A 14,512-nucleotide genomic window follows, 5' to 3' on the forward strand; every position below is an offset into this window, starting at 1 on the left:
CGTAAGGTCATGCAGACTGATCTGATAGCTCATCTGACCCTGGCGGCACCGGAGGTTCTCCTTGCCGCCGGCGCCTTGGCACTGCTCATGATCGGCGTGTTTTCCGGCGAGCGGGCGACGACGTTCGTCAACGGACTGTCCGTCGCGGTGCTTATTGCGGCGCTGGCTCTGATCGTGCTGTTCCCGGCGAACGGCTCCGCATTCGGCGGCGCCATCGTCAATGACGGCTTCAGCCGTTTCATGAAAGTCCTGACGCTGATCGGCTCCATCGTGACGCTGATCATGTCGGTCGGCTTTGCCAAGGCCGAGAAATTCGACAAGTTCGAATTTCCGGTCCTGATCGTGATTTCCACGCTCGGCATGTTGCTGATGGTTTCGGCCTCCAACATGCTGTCGCTTTATCTCGGTCTGGAACTGCAATCGCTGGCGCTCTACGTTCTGGCGGCATTCAACCGCGACAGCATCCGTTCGACGGAAGCCGGCCTGAAATATTTCGTGCTGGGTTCGCTCTCCTCGGGTATGCTGCTCTACGGCATTTCGCTCGTCTACGGTTACACCGGCCATATCGGTTTCGCGGAAATCGCGCAGGCCGTTTCCGGCGGACAGCGTGAACTGGGTCTGGTCTTCGGTCTGGTCTTCATCCTCGCGGGTCTCATGTTCAAGATTTCCGCCGTTCCGTTCCATATGTGGACGCCGGACGTTTATGAAGGCGCGCCGACCCCGGTGACGGCATTCTTCGCCGCCGCGCCGAAGATGGCCGCCATGGCGCTCATCATCCGCGTCGTCTCGGAAGCCTTTGCCCCGATCACCCATGACTGGCAGCAGGTCGTGATTTTCGTCGCGCTCGCTTCCATGATCCTCGGCGCCTTTGCCGCGATCGGCCAGCGCAACATCAAGCGCCTGATGGCTTATTCCTCCATCAGCCATATGGGCTATGCGCTCGTCGGCCTGGCTGCCGGAACGGTTATCGGCGTGAAGGGCGTGATGATCTATATGGCGATCTATCTTGCCATGACGCTCGGCTCCTTCGCCTTCATCCTCGCGATGCGGACGAAGGACGGCAATGTGGAAAGCATCGAAGACCTGGCAGGTCTGTCCCGCACCAATCCGGTTCTGGCGACCATCATGACCATCTTCCTGTTCTCGCTTGCCGGTATTCCGCCGCTCGCAGGCTTCTTCGGCAAGTGGTACACCTTCCTCGCCGCCGTGCAGGCCGGTCTTCTGCCGCTGGCAATCATCGGTATCGTGGCTTCGGTCGTGGGCGCGTTCTACTATCTGCGCATGATCAAGATCATGTGGTTCGATGAGCCGACGACGGGCTTTCTTCCGGTCGCGGGCGAACTGCGTCTCGTTCTGGGCGTAACCGGTGCCTTCGTGCTGTTCTACGTCTTCCTTGCCGGTCCGATCGGCGGTTTTGCCGAAGCCGCAGCCAAGACGTTTTTCTGATCGAAGCCAGGGGCGGAAGCATAGATGAGTTTTGCGCTTTCGCCCGTCGCTGGAAATGAAGGCTACCGTGTCGAGAGTTTCGAGACGGTAGGCTCGACCAATGCGGTGGCCCTCGAAAGGGCCGCTGCGGGCGATCCGGGCAGGCTCTGGCTCGTTTCCAAGAGACAGGAAAGCGGTCGTGGACGGCGGGGCCGTGCCTGGTCCACGCCGGAAGGCAATCTGGCCTCCACGCTTCTTCTCGTTGAATCCTACGAAATGAAAGCGGCTGCGACGCTTGGTTTCGTTGCCGGACTGTCGATGGCCGATGCGCTCGATGCGGTATTTGCCGCCGCCGGTCCCGCCGTGCCGCCGCAAATCGGTCTCAAATGGCCGAACGACGTGCTGCTCGATGGCGCGAAACTTTCCGGTATCCTGCTGGAATCCTCCATTCTGGGAAAAGACCTGTTCGCCATTGCCATCGGGATCGGCACGAATGTGGTCGCGTTCCCCGACGATCTGCCTTATCCCGCGACCTCGCTTCGCGCGACCGGCTGCAAATGCGACGCCGAAATGCTGTTTGCGGCCCTGTCCGACGCCTGGTCGGTCAATTACCGTATCTGGAATGGCGGACGCGGTCTGGACGATATCCGCAAGCGCTGGCTGAAGCGGGCGCACGGTCTCGGCCAGGATGTCACCATGCAGGTGGAAGGCCGCGTGATCGAAGGTCGTTTCGAGACGATTGACGAAGCCTGCCGCTTCGTCATTCGCGACGACGAGGGCGCGCGGGTTACGGTAACGGCCGGCGATGTTTATTTCGGAACGGCTACGACATTGCGTAAGTAGTCGATTCTTTTGCCTGCCGGGGTTGCAACGGGACAAGATTAGGTCCAGTTGATGCAGCAAGACAGCAGGAATAACCACAGAGGAAATTTCATGGCCCGATCCAATAGTACTGAACTCGTCTTTCTGCCGCTTGGCGGCGTGGGCGAAATCGGGATGAATCTGGCCATGTACGGCTTCGGCCCTGCGGATAACAGGGAATGGCTGGTCGTGGATATGGGCGTAAGCTTTGCCGGACCGGAACAGCCCGGCGCCGATCTGATCCTTCCCGATATCCGTTATCTTGAAGCCGAAAAGCACAATCTGCGCGGCATCGTCATCACCCATGCGCATGAGGACCATTTCGGCGCGCTGCTCGACCTGTGGCCGCGCCTGAAGGTTCCCGTCTATGCGACGCCGTTCACCGCTGGCCTACTGGAAGCCAAGCGCCAGTCGGAAGTCGGTGCGCCGGATATCCCGGTCACGACCTACAAGGCTGGTGAAACGTTTGAGATCGGCCCGTTCAAGATCGAGGCCGTCGCGGTGACCCACTCCATTCCAGAGCCGGTTTCGCTGGCGATCACGACGCCGCTCGGCACGGTCGTTCATACCGGCGACTGGAAGATGGACCCGGAACCGTCGCTCGGTCCGGTCATCGATGAAGCGCGTTTTCGCGCCATCGGCGATGCGGGTGTGCTGGCGCTGATCTGCGATTCCACCAATGCGCTGCGCGAAGGGGAATCGCCGTCGGAACGGCAGGTCGGCGAAAGCCTGCGCGAACTGATCGAAGGGGCGCGCGGTCGCGTTGCCATTACGACCTTCTCGTCGAATGTCGGCCGTATCCGTTCGATCACCGAGGCGGCGCGCGATGCGGGACGCCAGGTTCTGGTGGTCGGCCGTTCGATGAAGCGCGCCATTTCGGTCGCGACCGAGCTTGGCTATATGGAAGGCCTGCCGGAATATCTGAGCGAAGAGGATTACGGCTATATTCCGCGTGAAAACGTGGTGATGATCCTGACCGGCAGTCAGGGCGAGCCGCGCGCCGCACTTGCCAAGCTTGCGCGCGATGAGATGCGCAGCCTTGCCCTGACCGCGGGCGACACGGTCATCTATTCGTCGCGCGCCATTCCCGGCAACGAAAAAGCCATTCTCGACATCAAGAACCGCCTGATCGACCGGGGCATCAAGATTATCGGCGACGGCGATGCGCTTGTGCATGTGTCGGGCCATCCGCGCCGCAGCGAATTGCGCCGCATGTATTCCTGGGTTCGCCCGAAAATTCTCGTGCCGGTGCATGGCGAGGCCGCGCATCTGGTCGCGCAAGGCTCGCTCGGCGCGGTGGAGGGCATCAAGGAAGTCGCGCAGATACGCAATGGCGATGTGCTGCGTCTTGCCCCCGGCAAGGCCGAGATCATCGACGAGGCCCCGATTGGCCGTATCTACAAGGACGGCAAACTGATCGGCGACGAGGAAGAGATCGGCATGGTCGAGCGCCGCAAGCTCGCTTATGTCGGTCACGTGGCCGTTTCGGTGCTGCTGGATCGCGAGCACAAGATCATGGATGAGCCGGATCTGGTGACGTTCGGTCTGCCGGAAGAGGACGGGCAGGGCGATCTGATGGAAGATATTCTTCTGGACGCCGCGGTCGAGGCGATCGACAGCATTCCGCGCGTTCGCCGCAAGGATGTCGAGCTTGTGCGCGAATCCGTTCGCCGCGCCGTGCGCGCTGCGGCAAATGCGGCATGGGGCAAAAAGCCCGTAGTGACCGTATTCGTGAACAGGATACGGTAACCGGACCAAAATGAATGACCGGCATGGGAGGTGCTGATGCTCGAACGTCTGAACCATGTGGCGATTGCCGTTCCCGATATTAAGGCGGCGGTCGCTCTTTATCGCGGCAAGCTGGGCGCCGAAGTGACCGAGCCGCAGGCTCTGCCGGAACATGGTGTGACGGTCGTGTTCATCGATGTCGGAAATACCAAGATCGAATTGCTGGAACCATTGGGCGAGGGGTCGCCTATCGCGGCCTTTCTGGAAAAGAACCCCTCCGGCGGTATGCATCATCTGTGCTACGAGGTTGCGGACATCATCGCGGCGCGGGATCGCCTCAAGGCGGAGGGCGCGCGCATCCTTGGCGATGGCGAGCCGAAGACCGGCGCGCACGGCAAGCCGGTTTTGTTCCTGCATCCCAAGGATTTCAATGGTACACTGATCGAGCTTGAAGAGGTGTAATCATGTCCCTGATCTCTGGCATCGCAATCTATTTCATCATCTGGTGGACGACGCTGTTCGCACTCCTGCCGGTAGGACTGCGCACGCAGGCCGAGGAGAACGACGTCACATTGGGCACCGTGGCCAGTGCTCCGGCAAAGCCGCGTGTCGGCCGCGCATTCCTGCGGACGACCGCCGTCGCCACGGTCATCTTTCTGGTCTATTATTACGTGACCCAGATCAGCGGATTTCGCCTCGACGACATCCCGCATTTCTTCCCCGATCTGACCTGATCCCACGGACATCGTCTGGCTTGCATATGTGGGGCTGCCTAAAATTTAGGCGGCCTTCTTTTTGTCCAAAGAAAAATGGATGCGTCTATCGCAGGTTGCAAGACGTGCAGAGCGCGAGGCCTAACACATTGAAAATATGGGCCTGCCCAGCCGCCATGCGCGGTGGGTGCATAAGGGGGAATTAAAGAAGAGATACTTAATAAATCGATTTATACTTAAGCGAAATTTAATACTTATGGGCCGGAGAGGCACTTTGATAAATCATACAAAATCAATAGGTTATTGACGGGAAAAAATCGGTGGGCTTCGAGGGTGGCGGCGTTCTGCAAGTGCAAAAAAAAAGCAAGGCTTTCGCCTTGCTAATCAAATACGCGCTCGATCCGTTTCCATTTGACTGGCGGCTGCGAAAATCGCGCCTGGATCCATCCTCCCAAGACTTTGACCGCGTGAAACCAACGGTTTTATTCCGTTGCTGCTCTTATGCTGAAAAAAATAGCGAACTGCACAGCTTTTGTCACGAAAATTCTTCTACCGCGTCATATTTCTTTCGCATTTTTTTCGAAGGCTCACTGATATATCTGTAATATATTGAATTTGAATGTGAATCTGGCAACGCCATGTAAACGCCCCGGTTCTTCCGTCGCGTCCCGATGGTTGTGGATGGCCAAAATCATCCCTGCGAAAGCTTCTCCAGCCGGGTTTTCAACCGCTACATAACCCGGTAAGAAACCGATAAATATGCTTAATTTTTGCCTGATTCTTGAAGCATTCAGGCTGTCCCTCTTGATTGGTGGTTACGATGCGTCTGTCGCGGTATTTTTTGCCTATTCTGAAGGAAAATCCCAAGGAGGCCGAAATCGTCTCGCACAGGCTGATGCTGCGTGCGGGCATGATCCGGCAGCAATCCGCCGGCATTTATGCCTGGCTGCCGCTCGGATTGAAGGTGCTCAACAAGGTCTGCGCCATCATTCGTGAGGAACAGAACCGCGCGGGCGCCAATGAAATCCTGATGCCGACCATCCAGTCGGCCGATCTTTGGCGCGAAAGCGGTCGTTATGACGCTTACGGCAAGGAAATGCTGCGCATTCGGGACCGTCAGGAGCGCGAAATGCTCTTCGGCCCGACCAATGAGGAAATGGTCACGGATATTTTCCGTTCCTATGTGCGTTCCTACAAGGATCTGCCGCTCAATCTCTACCACATTCAGTGGAAATTCCGCGACGAAGTGCGCCCACGTTTCGGCGTGATGCGTTCGCGCGAATTCCTGATGAAAGACGCCTATTCCTTCGACCTCGATTATGAGGGCGCGAAGATGGCTTACTACCGCATGTTCGTGTCTTATCTGCGCACCTTCGCCCGCGTCGGCCTGCAGGCGATCCCGATGCGCGCCGATACCGGCCCCATCGGCGGCGATCTTTCCCACGAATTCATCATTCTGGCCGAAACCGGCGAAAGCCAGGTCTTTTGCGACCGCGCCTATCTCGATCTCGCCGTGCCGGGCGCGGATACCGATTTCCGCAACGATGCCCAGCTCACCGACATCGTCAATCGCTGGACCACGCCTTATGCCGCGACCGACGAAATGCACGACGAAGCCGAATGGGCCAGAGTCGATGCGGACGACCAGCTTTCCGCGCGCGGCATCGAAGTCGGCCATATCTTCCATTTCGGTACCAAATATTCCGAACCGATGGGCGCGAAAGTGCAGGGCCCGGACGGCAAGGAACACCCCGTTTCCATGGGATCTTACGGCATCGGCCCGTCGCGCCTCGTGGCCGCGGCCATCGAAGCTTTCCACGACGATGCAGGCATCATCTGGCCGAAGGCCATCGCGCCGTTCGGTGCGGGCATTGTCAATATGAAGCCGGGCGACGAAGCCTGCGACGCGGTGAGCGAAAAGCTTTATGAAGCGCTGGCCAATGCCGGCATCGATCCGTTGCTCGACGACACGGATGACCGTCCGGGTGCGAAATTTGCCACCATGGACCTGATCGGCCTGCCGACGCAGGTGATCGTCGGTCCGCGTGGCGTGGCCGCAGGCGAAGTCGAGATCAAGGATCGCAAGACCGGAGAACGCCAGAACCTGACCGTTGAAGCCGCCATCAACATGCTGACGGCACAGGCATGAGCAGCGCGGCGGCAGCAAAATCCGGGAACACGGCGAAGGTAGCCCAAACGGCGCCCAAGTCCGGTCCGTTTTCGGCATTTGAACGGATGATCGCATGGCGATATCTGCGTGCGCGCCGCCGCGAGACGTTCATTTCGGTCATCGCCGGTTTCTCGTTTACCGGCATCATGCTGGGCGTCGCGACGCTCATCATCGTCATGGCGGTGATGAACGGTTTCCGCGCCGAGCTTCTGACCCGCATCCTTGGCATCAATGGCCACCTGATCATGCAGCCGATGGATCGCCCTCTGGACGATTACGCCGACCTCATCAAGCGCATCGACGGCATTTCCGGCATCAAGTTCGCCATTCCCGTCGTGGAAGGGCAGGCGCTCGTTCAAGGCAATATCGGTGCCGGGTCGGGTGCGTTGGTGAGGGGACTCCGCGAGGAAGACCTCGACAAGCTCAAGCTCGTTTCCGGCAATATCCGCCAGGGCACGCTGAAAGGCTTCGACCAGAGCGGCGGCGTTGCCATCGGCACGCGCATGGCGGAAAATCTTGGCCTTTCCATCGGCGATACGCTGCGCGTGATCTCGCCCGATGGCGATGTGACGCCCTTCGGCGTCAATCCGCGTGTGAAAGCCTATCCGGTCACCGCGATCTTCGAAATCGGCATGTCGGAATATGACGCGTCTATCGTCATGATGCCGCTTTCCGAGGCGCAGCTTTTCTTCAATCAGGAAGGCAAGGTGCAATCGCTGGAAATCTTTGTCGATAATCCCGACAAGGTGGATGCGATGCGCGCGCCGGTGGAGGAGGTGGCGGCGCGCCAGCTTTCGCTTACCGACTGGCGCCAGCGTAACCAGACTTTCTTTTCCGCGCTCGAGGTCGAACGCAATGTCATGTTCATGATCCTCACGCTGATAGTGCTCGTGGCCGCGCTCAACATCATTTCCGGCCTCATCATGCTGGTGAAGGACAAGGGGCACGACATCGCCATCCTGCGCACAATGGGCGCGACGCGCGGCGCGGTGATGCGCATATTCCTGATGACTGGTGCTGCCATCGGCGTCACCGGCACGGTAGCAGGCGTCGTCCTCGGCGTTCTGGTCTGCCTCAATGTCGAGCGGCTGCGGGAGTTTTTCTCGTGGCTCTCCGGCACGACGCTGTTCAACCCGGAGCTTTACTTCCTGAGCCAGTTGCCCGCGAAAATGGACCCCGGCGAGACGATTTCCGTCATCGTCATGGCTCTGGTTCTGTCTTTCATCGCCACCATTTTCCCGGCCTGGCGCGCCGCCAAACTCGATCCGGTCGAAGCATTGAGGTATGAATAATGGCGGCTGAAGTGATCCTGCGGCTGGAGAAGGTCAGCCGCGCCTATAAGGAAGCCGACCGCGAACTGGTGATCCTCAAGGATGCCGATTTCACGCTTCGTCGCGGCGAGATGGTCGCCCTCGTGGCTCCATCCGGTGCGGGCAAGTCCACGCTTCTGCACACTGCCGGACTGCTGGAGCGTCCCGATGGGGGCGATGTGATGCTGGACGGTCGCTCGTGCAGCGCGTTGCCGGACGACGCGCGCACGGCCGTTCGCCGCAACGATATCGGCTTTGTCTATCAGTTCCATCATCTCCTGCCGGAATTTTCCGCGCTGGAGAATATAATGCTGCCGCAGATGATCCGGGGCCTGTCGAAGAAGCAGGCGGCAGCGCGCGCGCAGCAGCTTCTCGAATACATGAAAATCGGCCAGCGTGCCTCGCATCGTCCCGCCGAGCTTTCCGGTGGCGAGCAGCAGCGCGTCGCAATCGCCCGCGCGGTGGCCAATGCGCCGCTTGTCCTTCTGGCCGACGAACCGACCGGCAATCTCGATCCGACCACCTCGTCCTATGTTTTCGGCGCGCTGGAAGCCCTCGTGCGCCAGTCGGGGCTGGCTGCGCTGATCGCGACCCATAATCACGAACTTGCCCGCCGCATGGATCGCCGTGTGACGCTGAAGGACGGCAAGGTCGTCGATCTGTAACCCCTTCGCAATGCAGTAGCACCTCATCATGAGATGCCGCCGTGGTCGGTGTCTCCCGCACCTCATCCTGAGGAGCTGCCGAAGGCGACGTCTCCTGCACCTCATCCTGAGGCGCGCGCTGCTGGCGGCGTTTCCCGCACCGCATCCTGAGGATGCTGCCGAAGGCGGCGTCGCCTGCACCTCATCCTGAGGAGCCGCCGAAGGCGGCGTCTCGAAGGGCGGGGTGTCGGCTGATCCCGCTGCATTTTTGGCGCAGCGGATAGCCCCCGCCTGCGGTTGTATATTCACCATTCATAAACCTTAAAATAATCGCCGGTGCAGAACGGGTGTTGACTTTGGAACAAAAATAGAACAAAAAATAAACATACGTGAACAAAGAGGAGTTTCCCGCATGACCGATCTCGTCTACGACGTTTTGTCCTTCATCTCGGTAAGCCTGTTCATTGCAACTTTCGCCATCTGGGTGAGCGCGATCTGAAGGAAATAGCGGGTTCCTGTGAACCCTTTTCAAGGTGGCGGTGGTCCTGCTGGACATTGCCATCCCATTCCCCGAAAATGATGTCCGAGGGCGACAGAGTCGCCAGCCGCCAGCCGTGATGGACGACGAAAGAAATCCGTCATCGACGTAATTGCCATAGGCGGTTATCCGCGCCGGGTGTATGTCCATCCGGGCGGTTCAGCAGATGATCGGGGTAGATTGAATGAGTGATGCAGCAGGCAATGCAGCAAATGACGGTGTTTCGGCGCCACGTTTCGTGCACCTGCGGGTACACTCGGCCTATTCCTTGCTCGAAGGCGCTCTGCCGCTCGGCAAGATCATCAAGCAGGCGATTGCCGACGAGGCGCCGGCTATCGCCGTCACAGACACCAACAACCTGTTCGGTGCGCTGGAATTCGCGCAAAAGGCATCGAAAGACGGTCTGCAGCCGGTCATCGGCTGTCAGCTCGATATAGCTTTCGGCGATCACAACGATAACGGACGCAGCGCCAATCGCAGGCTTGCCCTCGATCTTGCTCCCATCGTGCTGCTTGCGGCGACGGAGGAGGGCTACGCCAATATCGTGCGGCTCGTCAGCCGGGCGTTTCTGGATACGTCCGCGGGCGATCCGGTTCATATAGAGCCGGACTGGCTTCCCGCCCTGGCAAAAGATGTGATCGTTCTGACGGGCGGGCCGCTTGGTCCCATTGGCCGGTCTTTCTCCGCCGACAGGCCGGACAGGGCGCAATCGCGGCTCGCCTTCCTGAAGGAGACTTTCAGCAACCGGCTCTACGTCGAATTGCAGCGTTTTGCGGGGTATGACCGGGCATTGGAGGCAAAGACCGTCTCACTCGCCTATGAGATGAAATTGCCCCTTGTCGCGACCAATGAAGCATTCTTTCTCAAGGCGGAGGATTTCGAGGCGCATGATGCGCTTCTGGCCATCGCGGAAGGACAGATTCTTTCCAATGATGACCGCCGCCGCCTGACGCCGGATCATTATCTGAAAAGCCGCGCCGAAATGGCGGAGCTTTTCGCGGACTTGCCGGAAGCGCTCGACAATACGATCGAAATTGCCAGGCGTTGCAGTTGGTATACCCAGACCCGCAAGCCGATCCTGCCGCGCTTTACGGGCGAATCCGACGACCCGGAAGCAGCCGTTGCCGCAGAAGCCGATGAGTTGGCGCGGCAGGCCCGCGAGGGCCTGAAGATGCGTCTCGAGACGGCGGGCATCTCGGAAGGCTATACGGCGGAGCAATATGCCGAACGTCTCGAATATGAGATCGGCATCATCACGCGTATGAAGTTTCCGGGTTACTTTCTCATCGTTGCGGACTTCATCAAATGGGCCAAGGCTCAAGGGATTCCGGTCGGGCCGGGACGCGGTTCCGGTGCGGGTTCGCTCGTCGCCTATGCGTTGACCATTACCGATGTTGATCCGCTGCGCTTTTCGCTTCTGTTCGAACGCTTCCTCAATCCGGATCGCGTTTCGATGCCCGACTTCGATATCGACTTCTGCCAGGATCGCCGCGAAGAGGTGATCCGCTATGTGCAGGAGAAATACGGGCGCGATCAGGTTGCGCAGATCATCACTTTCGGAACCTTGCAGGCCCGCGCCGTGCTGCGTGACGTCGGTCGCGTGCTGGAAATGCCCTACGGTCAGGTCGACCGTCTTTGCAAGCTGGTGCCGCAGAACCCGGCCAATCCCGTGTCGCTGGCGCAGGCCATCGAAACCGAACCGAAGATCAACGAGGAGCGCGAGAAGGAGCCGGTCGTCGGTCGTCTTCTCGATATGGCGCTCAAGCTGGAAGGGCTTTACCGCCACGCATCGACCCACGCCGCCGGTATCGTCATCGGCGACCGCCCGCTGTCGGAACTGGTGCCGATGTATCGCGATCCGCGTTCCGACATGCCGGTCACTCAGTTCAACATGAAATGGGTGGAGCAGGCGGGGCTGGTGAAGTTCGACTTCCTCGGCCTCAAGACGCTGACGGTGCTTCAAACGGCGGTCAAGCTCGTCGCGCGCAAGGGGATCGACATCGATCTGTCGCATGTGCCGCTCGATGACGAACTGACCTATGAAATGCTGTCGCGCGGCGAGACGGTCGGCGTGTTCCAGGTTGAAAGCGCGGGCATGCGCAAGGCGCTGCTCGGTATGCGCCCGGACCGGATCGAGGACATTATCGCGCTCGTGGCGCTCTATCGCCCCGGCCCGATGGAGAACATACCCACTTATAATGCGCGCAAGAACGGTGAGGAGGAGATTGCCTCCATTCACCCCAAGATCGACTATCTGGTGAAGGAAACGCAGGGCGTTATCGTTTATCAGGAACAGGTGATGCAGATCGCGCAGGAGCTTTCCGGCTATTCGCTCGGTGAAGCTGACCTTTTGCGCCGCGCGATGGGCAAGAAAATCCGCGAGGAGATGGACAAGCAGCGCGTTCGTTTCGTGGATGGCGCCATTGAGGGCGGCGTCGACAAGGCGCAGGCGAACATGATCTTCGATCTGCTCGCCAAGTTCGCCGACTACGGCTTCAACAAGTCGCATGCCGCCGCCTACGCCATCGTCTCCTACCAGACGGCCTATATGAAGGCGCATCATCCGGTCGAGTTTCTCGCCGCGTCGATGACCTACGATATGTCGAACACCGACAAGCTCAACGATTTCCGCCGCGAGGCCAACCGTCTCGGCATCGAGGTCGTGCCGCCTTCCGTCCAGACATCGTTCCGTCCGTTCGAAGTGGGCGAGAAGCAGATTTTCTATTCTCTTGCCGCCATCAAGGGCGTTGGCGAGGCCGCCGTCGATCACATCGTGGAAATGCGCAGCCAGAAGCCTTTCGAAAACCTTGAGGATTTCTGCGAGCGGATCGATCCGAAGATCGTCAATCGCCGTGTGCTGGAAAGCCTGATCAATGCTGGCGCGATGGATTGTTTCGGACGCGATCGTCCCGCAATGAGCGCGGGCATGGACCGCATCATGGGGTTTGCCCAGCGCACGCAGGAAAATGCGGCCAGCGGTCAGTCCGATATTTTCGGCCTGTCCGGCGCGCCCAGGGAAACGCTCATTCTGCCGCAGGCAGCCCCCTGGCTACCCTCGGAAATGCTGCATCGCGAATTCCAGGCCGTCGGCTTCTATCTGTCGGCGCATCCGCTCGATGAATATCGCGCCGTACTGGACCGTATGCGCGTTCAGAACTGGGCCGATTTTTCTGCCGCCGTCAAACGCGGCGCGAATGCCGGCCGTCTGGCAGGCACCGTGACGGCGCGGCAGGAGCGCAAGACACGCACCGGCAACAAGATGGGTATCGTGTCCTTGTCGGATGCGAGCGGGCAATTCGAGGCCGTGCTGTTTTCGGAAGGGCTTGCGCAATATCGCGACCTGCTGGAAAGCGGTAAGTCGGTGGTGATCACGGTTCAGGCGGAAAACCGGCCCGAAGGCATCGGCCTGCGTATCCAGACGGTTCAGTCGCTGGAAGACGAGGCCTGCCGGATGCAGAAGGCCATGCGGCTTTATCTGCGTTCGGCGGAAGCTGTTCGCCATATCGCGCCGCATTTCAACACGCGGGGCGACGGGCAGGTGAGCCTCATCGTCATCAAGGATAACGGGCAGCGTGAAGTCGAGATCGAGTTGCCGCACCGTTATCGCGTCAGCCCGCAGATCGCCAGCGCCATGAAAGCCATTCAGGGCGTGGTGGACGTCGAGCTGGTTTGAGGTAATTAAGGCAAAACGGGGGCACACCCGTTTTGCGGTCTGTTTGTACGAAAGAACCGGTGGAGATACGTCTGTTTCACCACCGATATTGTGTCAATCTCGTGTCAAAAGCATGGCATTTGTGTGGCTGATACTCAATAGGCGACCGTGAAGCGCTTGCGGATGTGCTTGCCCTGTTCGGCTTCATCGACAATGGCAGCAGCCAGGTCGGCAACGGAAATCTTGCTTTCTCCCTTGTCGTCGAAGACCGGTTCGTCCGTTCCGAGGCGATATTTGCCGGTTCGTTCGCCGGGCTGGAGAAGGATCGCCGGAGAAACGAAAGTCCAGTCGAGATCGTTTTCGTTGCGCAACGCGTTGAGCGCTTCGCGTGCGCCGAGCGCGCCTTCTTTCCATTCCGCCGGAAAATCCGGCGAGTCGACAAGCTGCCTGCCATTGATCGAGAGGCTTCCCGCCCCGCCGACAGCGATGAGACGCCCGATGTCGGCCTTCCGGGTTGCCTCCGTTATGGAGCGGCTGCCCCTGATGTGATTTTCGCGAATATTGGGATCGCTCCAGCCCGGATTATAGGCCGAGATGACGATGTCGTGTCCTGCCAGAAGCCTTGCAAGCGCGTCGGTGTCGGACACATCTGCCTGCACGGCGGTTACATTGTCGAGTTTCTCGACTGTTTCCGGGTGGCGGACGAGCGCCGTAACAACATGCCGACGCGCTGCGGCTTCCTTCAGAATTGCGCTGCCCACGAAGCCGGTTGCGCCGATCAGTGCGATTTTAGCCATGGCATTTTCCTTTCCAGCCCTTTTCGTTGCGGGCGATACAAGGTATGTTTCATAAGTAGGTTATTTATGGTAACTGCATTACGAAATGCTGCCGAACTTGTGAAGAACGCACTTTTACATGGTCAGGATACATGGAAGTAACCGCCTGCAAGGCAAGGCAGACAGGTGCGAATGACGGGCGGCCGGTATCCGGTATGCCCGTATTCAGTTTTTCGGAGACAGAATGACGATGCCGACGCGCCCGGAAGGGGATATGCCTTTGCTTTCTTCGACGCCCGCCTTCGAAACGGACGATGGAGGTTCTTGTCCGATCCGCGAGGTGCTGGACCGTATCGGCGATACCTGGAGCATTCTTGTCATTTTCAATTTGCAAGGCGGTTCGATGCGCTTCAACGCGCTGCGCCGCGCTATCGAAGGCATTTCGCAGCGCATGTTGACGGTTACGCTGCGGTCGCTGGAACGCGACGGCCTTGTTTCGCGGCATGTGCGCCCGACCTCTCCACCGGAAGTGGAATATGCCTTGACCGATCTGGGGCACTCCCTGGCCGGACCGGTCGATGTTCTGGGGCAGTGGGCCGTCAGGAACCGCGCCGCCCTTCGGGACGCACGTTCACGTTTCGATGGACATGACGAATAGAAAGGAACCGGCCAACCCTGTTTGCGTTTGCTTGTCA

Annotated in this window: 13 protein-coding genes; 11 read left to right on the forward strand and 2 right to left on the reverse strand. The window is 59.2% G+C overall.

Going from position 1 to position 14,512, the window contains the following annotated elements; translation table 11 throughout:
* Window positions 1-9 precede the first annotated feature (9 nt).
* From nuoN to FHS76_RS06855, 9 genes are all read left to right on the forward strand, one after another.
* Entirely contained in the window at window positions 10-1,446 is a 1,437-nt protein-coding gene (gene nuoN, locus FHS76_RS06815; protein WP_183649860.1) for an NADH-quinone oxidoreductase subunit NuoN, read from the forward strand.
* 24 nt (window positions 1,447-1,470) lie between these two features.
* A complete protein-coding gene (locus FHS76_RS06820; protein WP_183649863.1) occupies window positions 1,471-2,268 on the forward strand; it encodes a biotin--[acetyl-CoA-carboxylase] ligase in 798 nt (265 codons plus the stop codon).
* A gap of 90 nt (window positions 2,269-2,358) precedes the next feature.
* Window positions 2,359-4,035, forward strand: coding sequence for a ribonuclease J (locus FHS76_RS06825; protein ID WP_183649866.1), 1,677 nt, complete (start codon window positions 2,359-2,361; stop codon window positions 4,033-4,035).
* Window positions 4,036-4,071: 36 nt separating this feature from the next.
* Window positions 4,072-4,476, forward strand: coding sequence for a methylmalonyl-CoA epimerase (mce, locus tag FHS76_RS06830; protein ID WP_183649869.1), 405 nt, complete (start codon window positions 4,072-4,074; stop codon window positions 4,474-4,476).
* 2 nt (window positions 4,477-4,478) lie between these two features.
* Entirely contained in the window at window positions 4,479-4,748 is a 270-nt protein-coding gene (locus tag FHS76_RS06835; RefSeq protein WP_183649871.1) for a DUF1467 family protein, read from the forward strand.
* Between the two features lie 299 nt (window positions 4,749-5,047).
* Window positions 5,048-5,332, forward strand: a complete 285-nt coding sequence (locus FHS76_RS06840; protein ID WP_183650183.1) for a hypothetical protein — start codon at window positions 5,048-5,050, stop codon at window positions 5,330-5,332.
* Between the two features lie 215 nt (window positions 5,333-5,547).
* Window positions 5,548-6,876, forward strand: coding sequence for a proline--tRNA ligase (gene proS, locus FHS76_RS06845; protein WP_183649874.1), 1,329 nt, complete (start codon window positions 5,548-5,550; stop codon window positions 6,874-6,876).
* Window positions 6,873-8,189 (forward strand): lipoprotein-releasing ABC transporter permease subunit, encoded by a 1,317-nt coding sequence (locus FHS76_RS06850; protein ID WP_183649877.1) that lies wholly within the window; start codon window positions 6,873-6,875, stop codon window positions 8,187-8,189. The genes proS and FHS76_RS06850 overlap by 4 nt, the downstream gene beginning before the upstream one ends.
* Window positions 8,189-8,872, forward strand: a complete 684-nt coding sequence (locus FHS76_RS06855; RefSeq protein ID WP_183649880.1) for an ABC transporter ATP-binding protein — start codon at window positions 8,189-8,191, stop codon at window positions 8,870-8,872. Before FHS76_RS06850 ends, FHS76_RS06855 begins: the two co-directional genes overlap by 1 nt.
* A gap of 181 nt (window positions 8,873-9,053) precedes the next feature.
* On the opposite strand, the gene FHS76_RS06860 is transcribed toward FHS76_RS06855, so the two are convergent.
* Entirely contained in the window at window positions 9,054-9,413 is a 360-nt protein-coding gene (locus tag FHS76_RS06860; protein ID WP_183649883.1) for a hypothetical protein, read from the reverse strand.
* A 160-nt stretch (window positions 9,414-9,573) separates the two neighbouring features.
* Between FHS76_RS06860 and dnaE the strand changes: the two genes are divergently transcribed.
* Window positions 9,574-13,062: a DNA polymerase III subunit alpha gene (gene dnaE / locus FHS76_RS06865; RefSeq protein WP_183649886.1), complete on the forward strand. Its 3,489-nt coding sequence runs from the start codon at window positions 9,574-9,576 to the stop codon at window positions 13,060-13,062.
* A 134-nt stretch (window positions 13,063-13,196) separates the two neighbouring features.
* On the opposite strand, the gene FHS76_RS06870 is transcribed toward dnaE, so the two are convergent.
* Window positions 13,197-13,838 carry an NAD(P)-dependent oxidoreductase gene (locus FHS76_RS06870; RefSeq protein ID WP_183649889.1) on the reverse strand — a complete coding sequence of 214 codons (642 nt, stop codon included), beginning with the start codon at window positions 13,836-13,838 and terminating at the stop codon, window positions 13,197-13,199.
* Window positions 13,839-14,061: 223 nt separating this feature from the next.
* On the opposite strand from FHS76_RS06870, the gene FHS76_RS06875 reads away from it, so the two are divergent.
* Window positions 14,062-14,475, forward strand: coding sequence for a winged helix-turn-helix transcriptional regulator (locus FHS76_RS06875; protein WP_183649892.1), 414 nt, complete (start codon window positions 14,062-14,064; stop codon window positions 14,473-14,475).
* The last annotated feature ends 37 nt before the right edge of the window (window positions 14,476-14,512 follow it).

Source organism: Brucella daejeonensis (assembly GCF_014199265.1).
Classification (GTDB): Bacteria; Pseudomonadota; Alphaproteobacteria; order Rhizobiales; family Rhizobiaceae; genus Brucella; species Brucella daejeonensis.

Coding starts and splice junctions, on each gene's coding strand:
- nuoN (WP_183649860.1), top strand. CDS start 10: ATGCAGACTGATCTGATAGCTCATCTGACCCTGGCGGCACCGGAGGTT.
- FHS76_RS06820 (WP_183649863.1), top strand. CDS start 1,471: ATGAGTTTTGCGCTTTCGCCCGTCGCTGGAAATGAAGGCTACCGTGTC.
- FHS76_RS06825 (WP_183649866.1), top strand. CDS start 2,359: ATGGCCCGATCCAATAGTACTGAACTCGTCTTTCTGCCGCTTGGCGGC.
- mce (WP_183649869.1), top strand. CDS start 4,072: ATGCTCGAACGTCTGAACCATGTGGCGATTGCCGTTCCCGATATTAAG.
- FHS76_RS06835 (WP_183649871.1), top strand. CDS start 4,479: ATGTCCCTGATCTCTGGCATCGCAATCTATTTCATCATCTGGTGGACG.
- proS (WP_183649874.1), top strand. CDS start 5,548: ATGCGTCTGTCGCGGTATTTTTTGCCTATTCTGAAGGAAAATCCCAAG.
- FHS76_RS06850 (WP_183649877.1), top strand. CDS start 6,873: ATGAGCAGCGCGGCGGCAGCAAAATCCGGGAACACGGCGAAGGTAGCC.
- FHS76_RS06855 (WP_183649880.1), top strand. CDS start 8,189: ATGGCGGCTGAAGTGATCCTGCGGCTGGAGAAGGTCAGCCGCGCCTAT.
- FHS76_RS06860 (WP_183649883.1), bottom strand. CDS start 9,413: ATGGCAATGTCCAGCAGGACCACCGCCACCTTGAAAAGGGTTCACAGG.
- dnaE (WP_183649886.1), top strand. CDS start 9,574: ATGAGTGATGCAGCAGGCAATGCAGCAAATGACGGTGTTTCGGCGCCA.
- FHS76_RS06870 (WP_183649889.1), bottom strand. CDS start 13,838: ATGGCTAAAATCGCACTGATCGGCGCAACCGGCTTCGTGGGCAGCGCA.
- FHS76_RS06875 (WP_183649892.1), top strand. CDS start 14,062: ATGACGATGCCGACGCGCCCGGAAGGGGATATGCCTTTGCTTTCTTCG.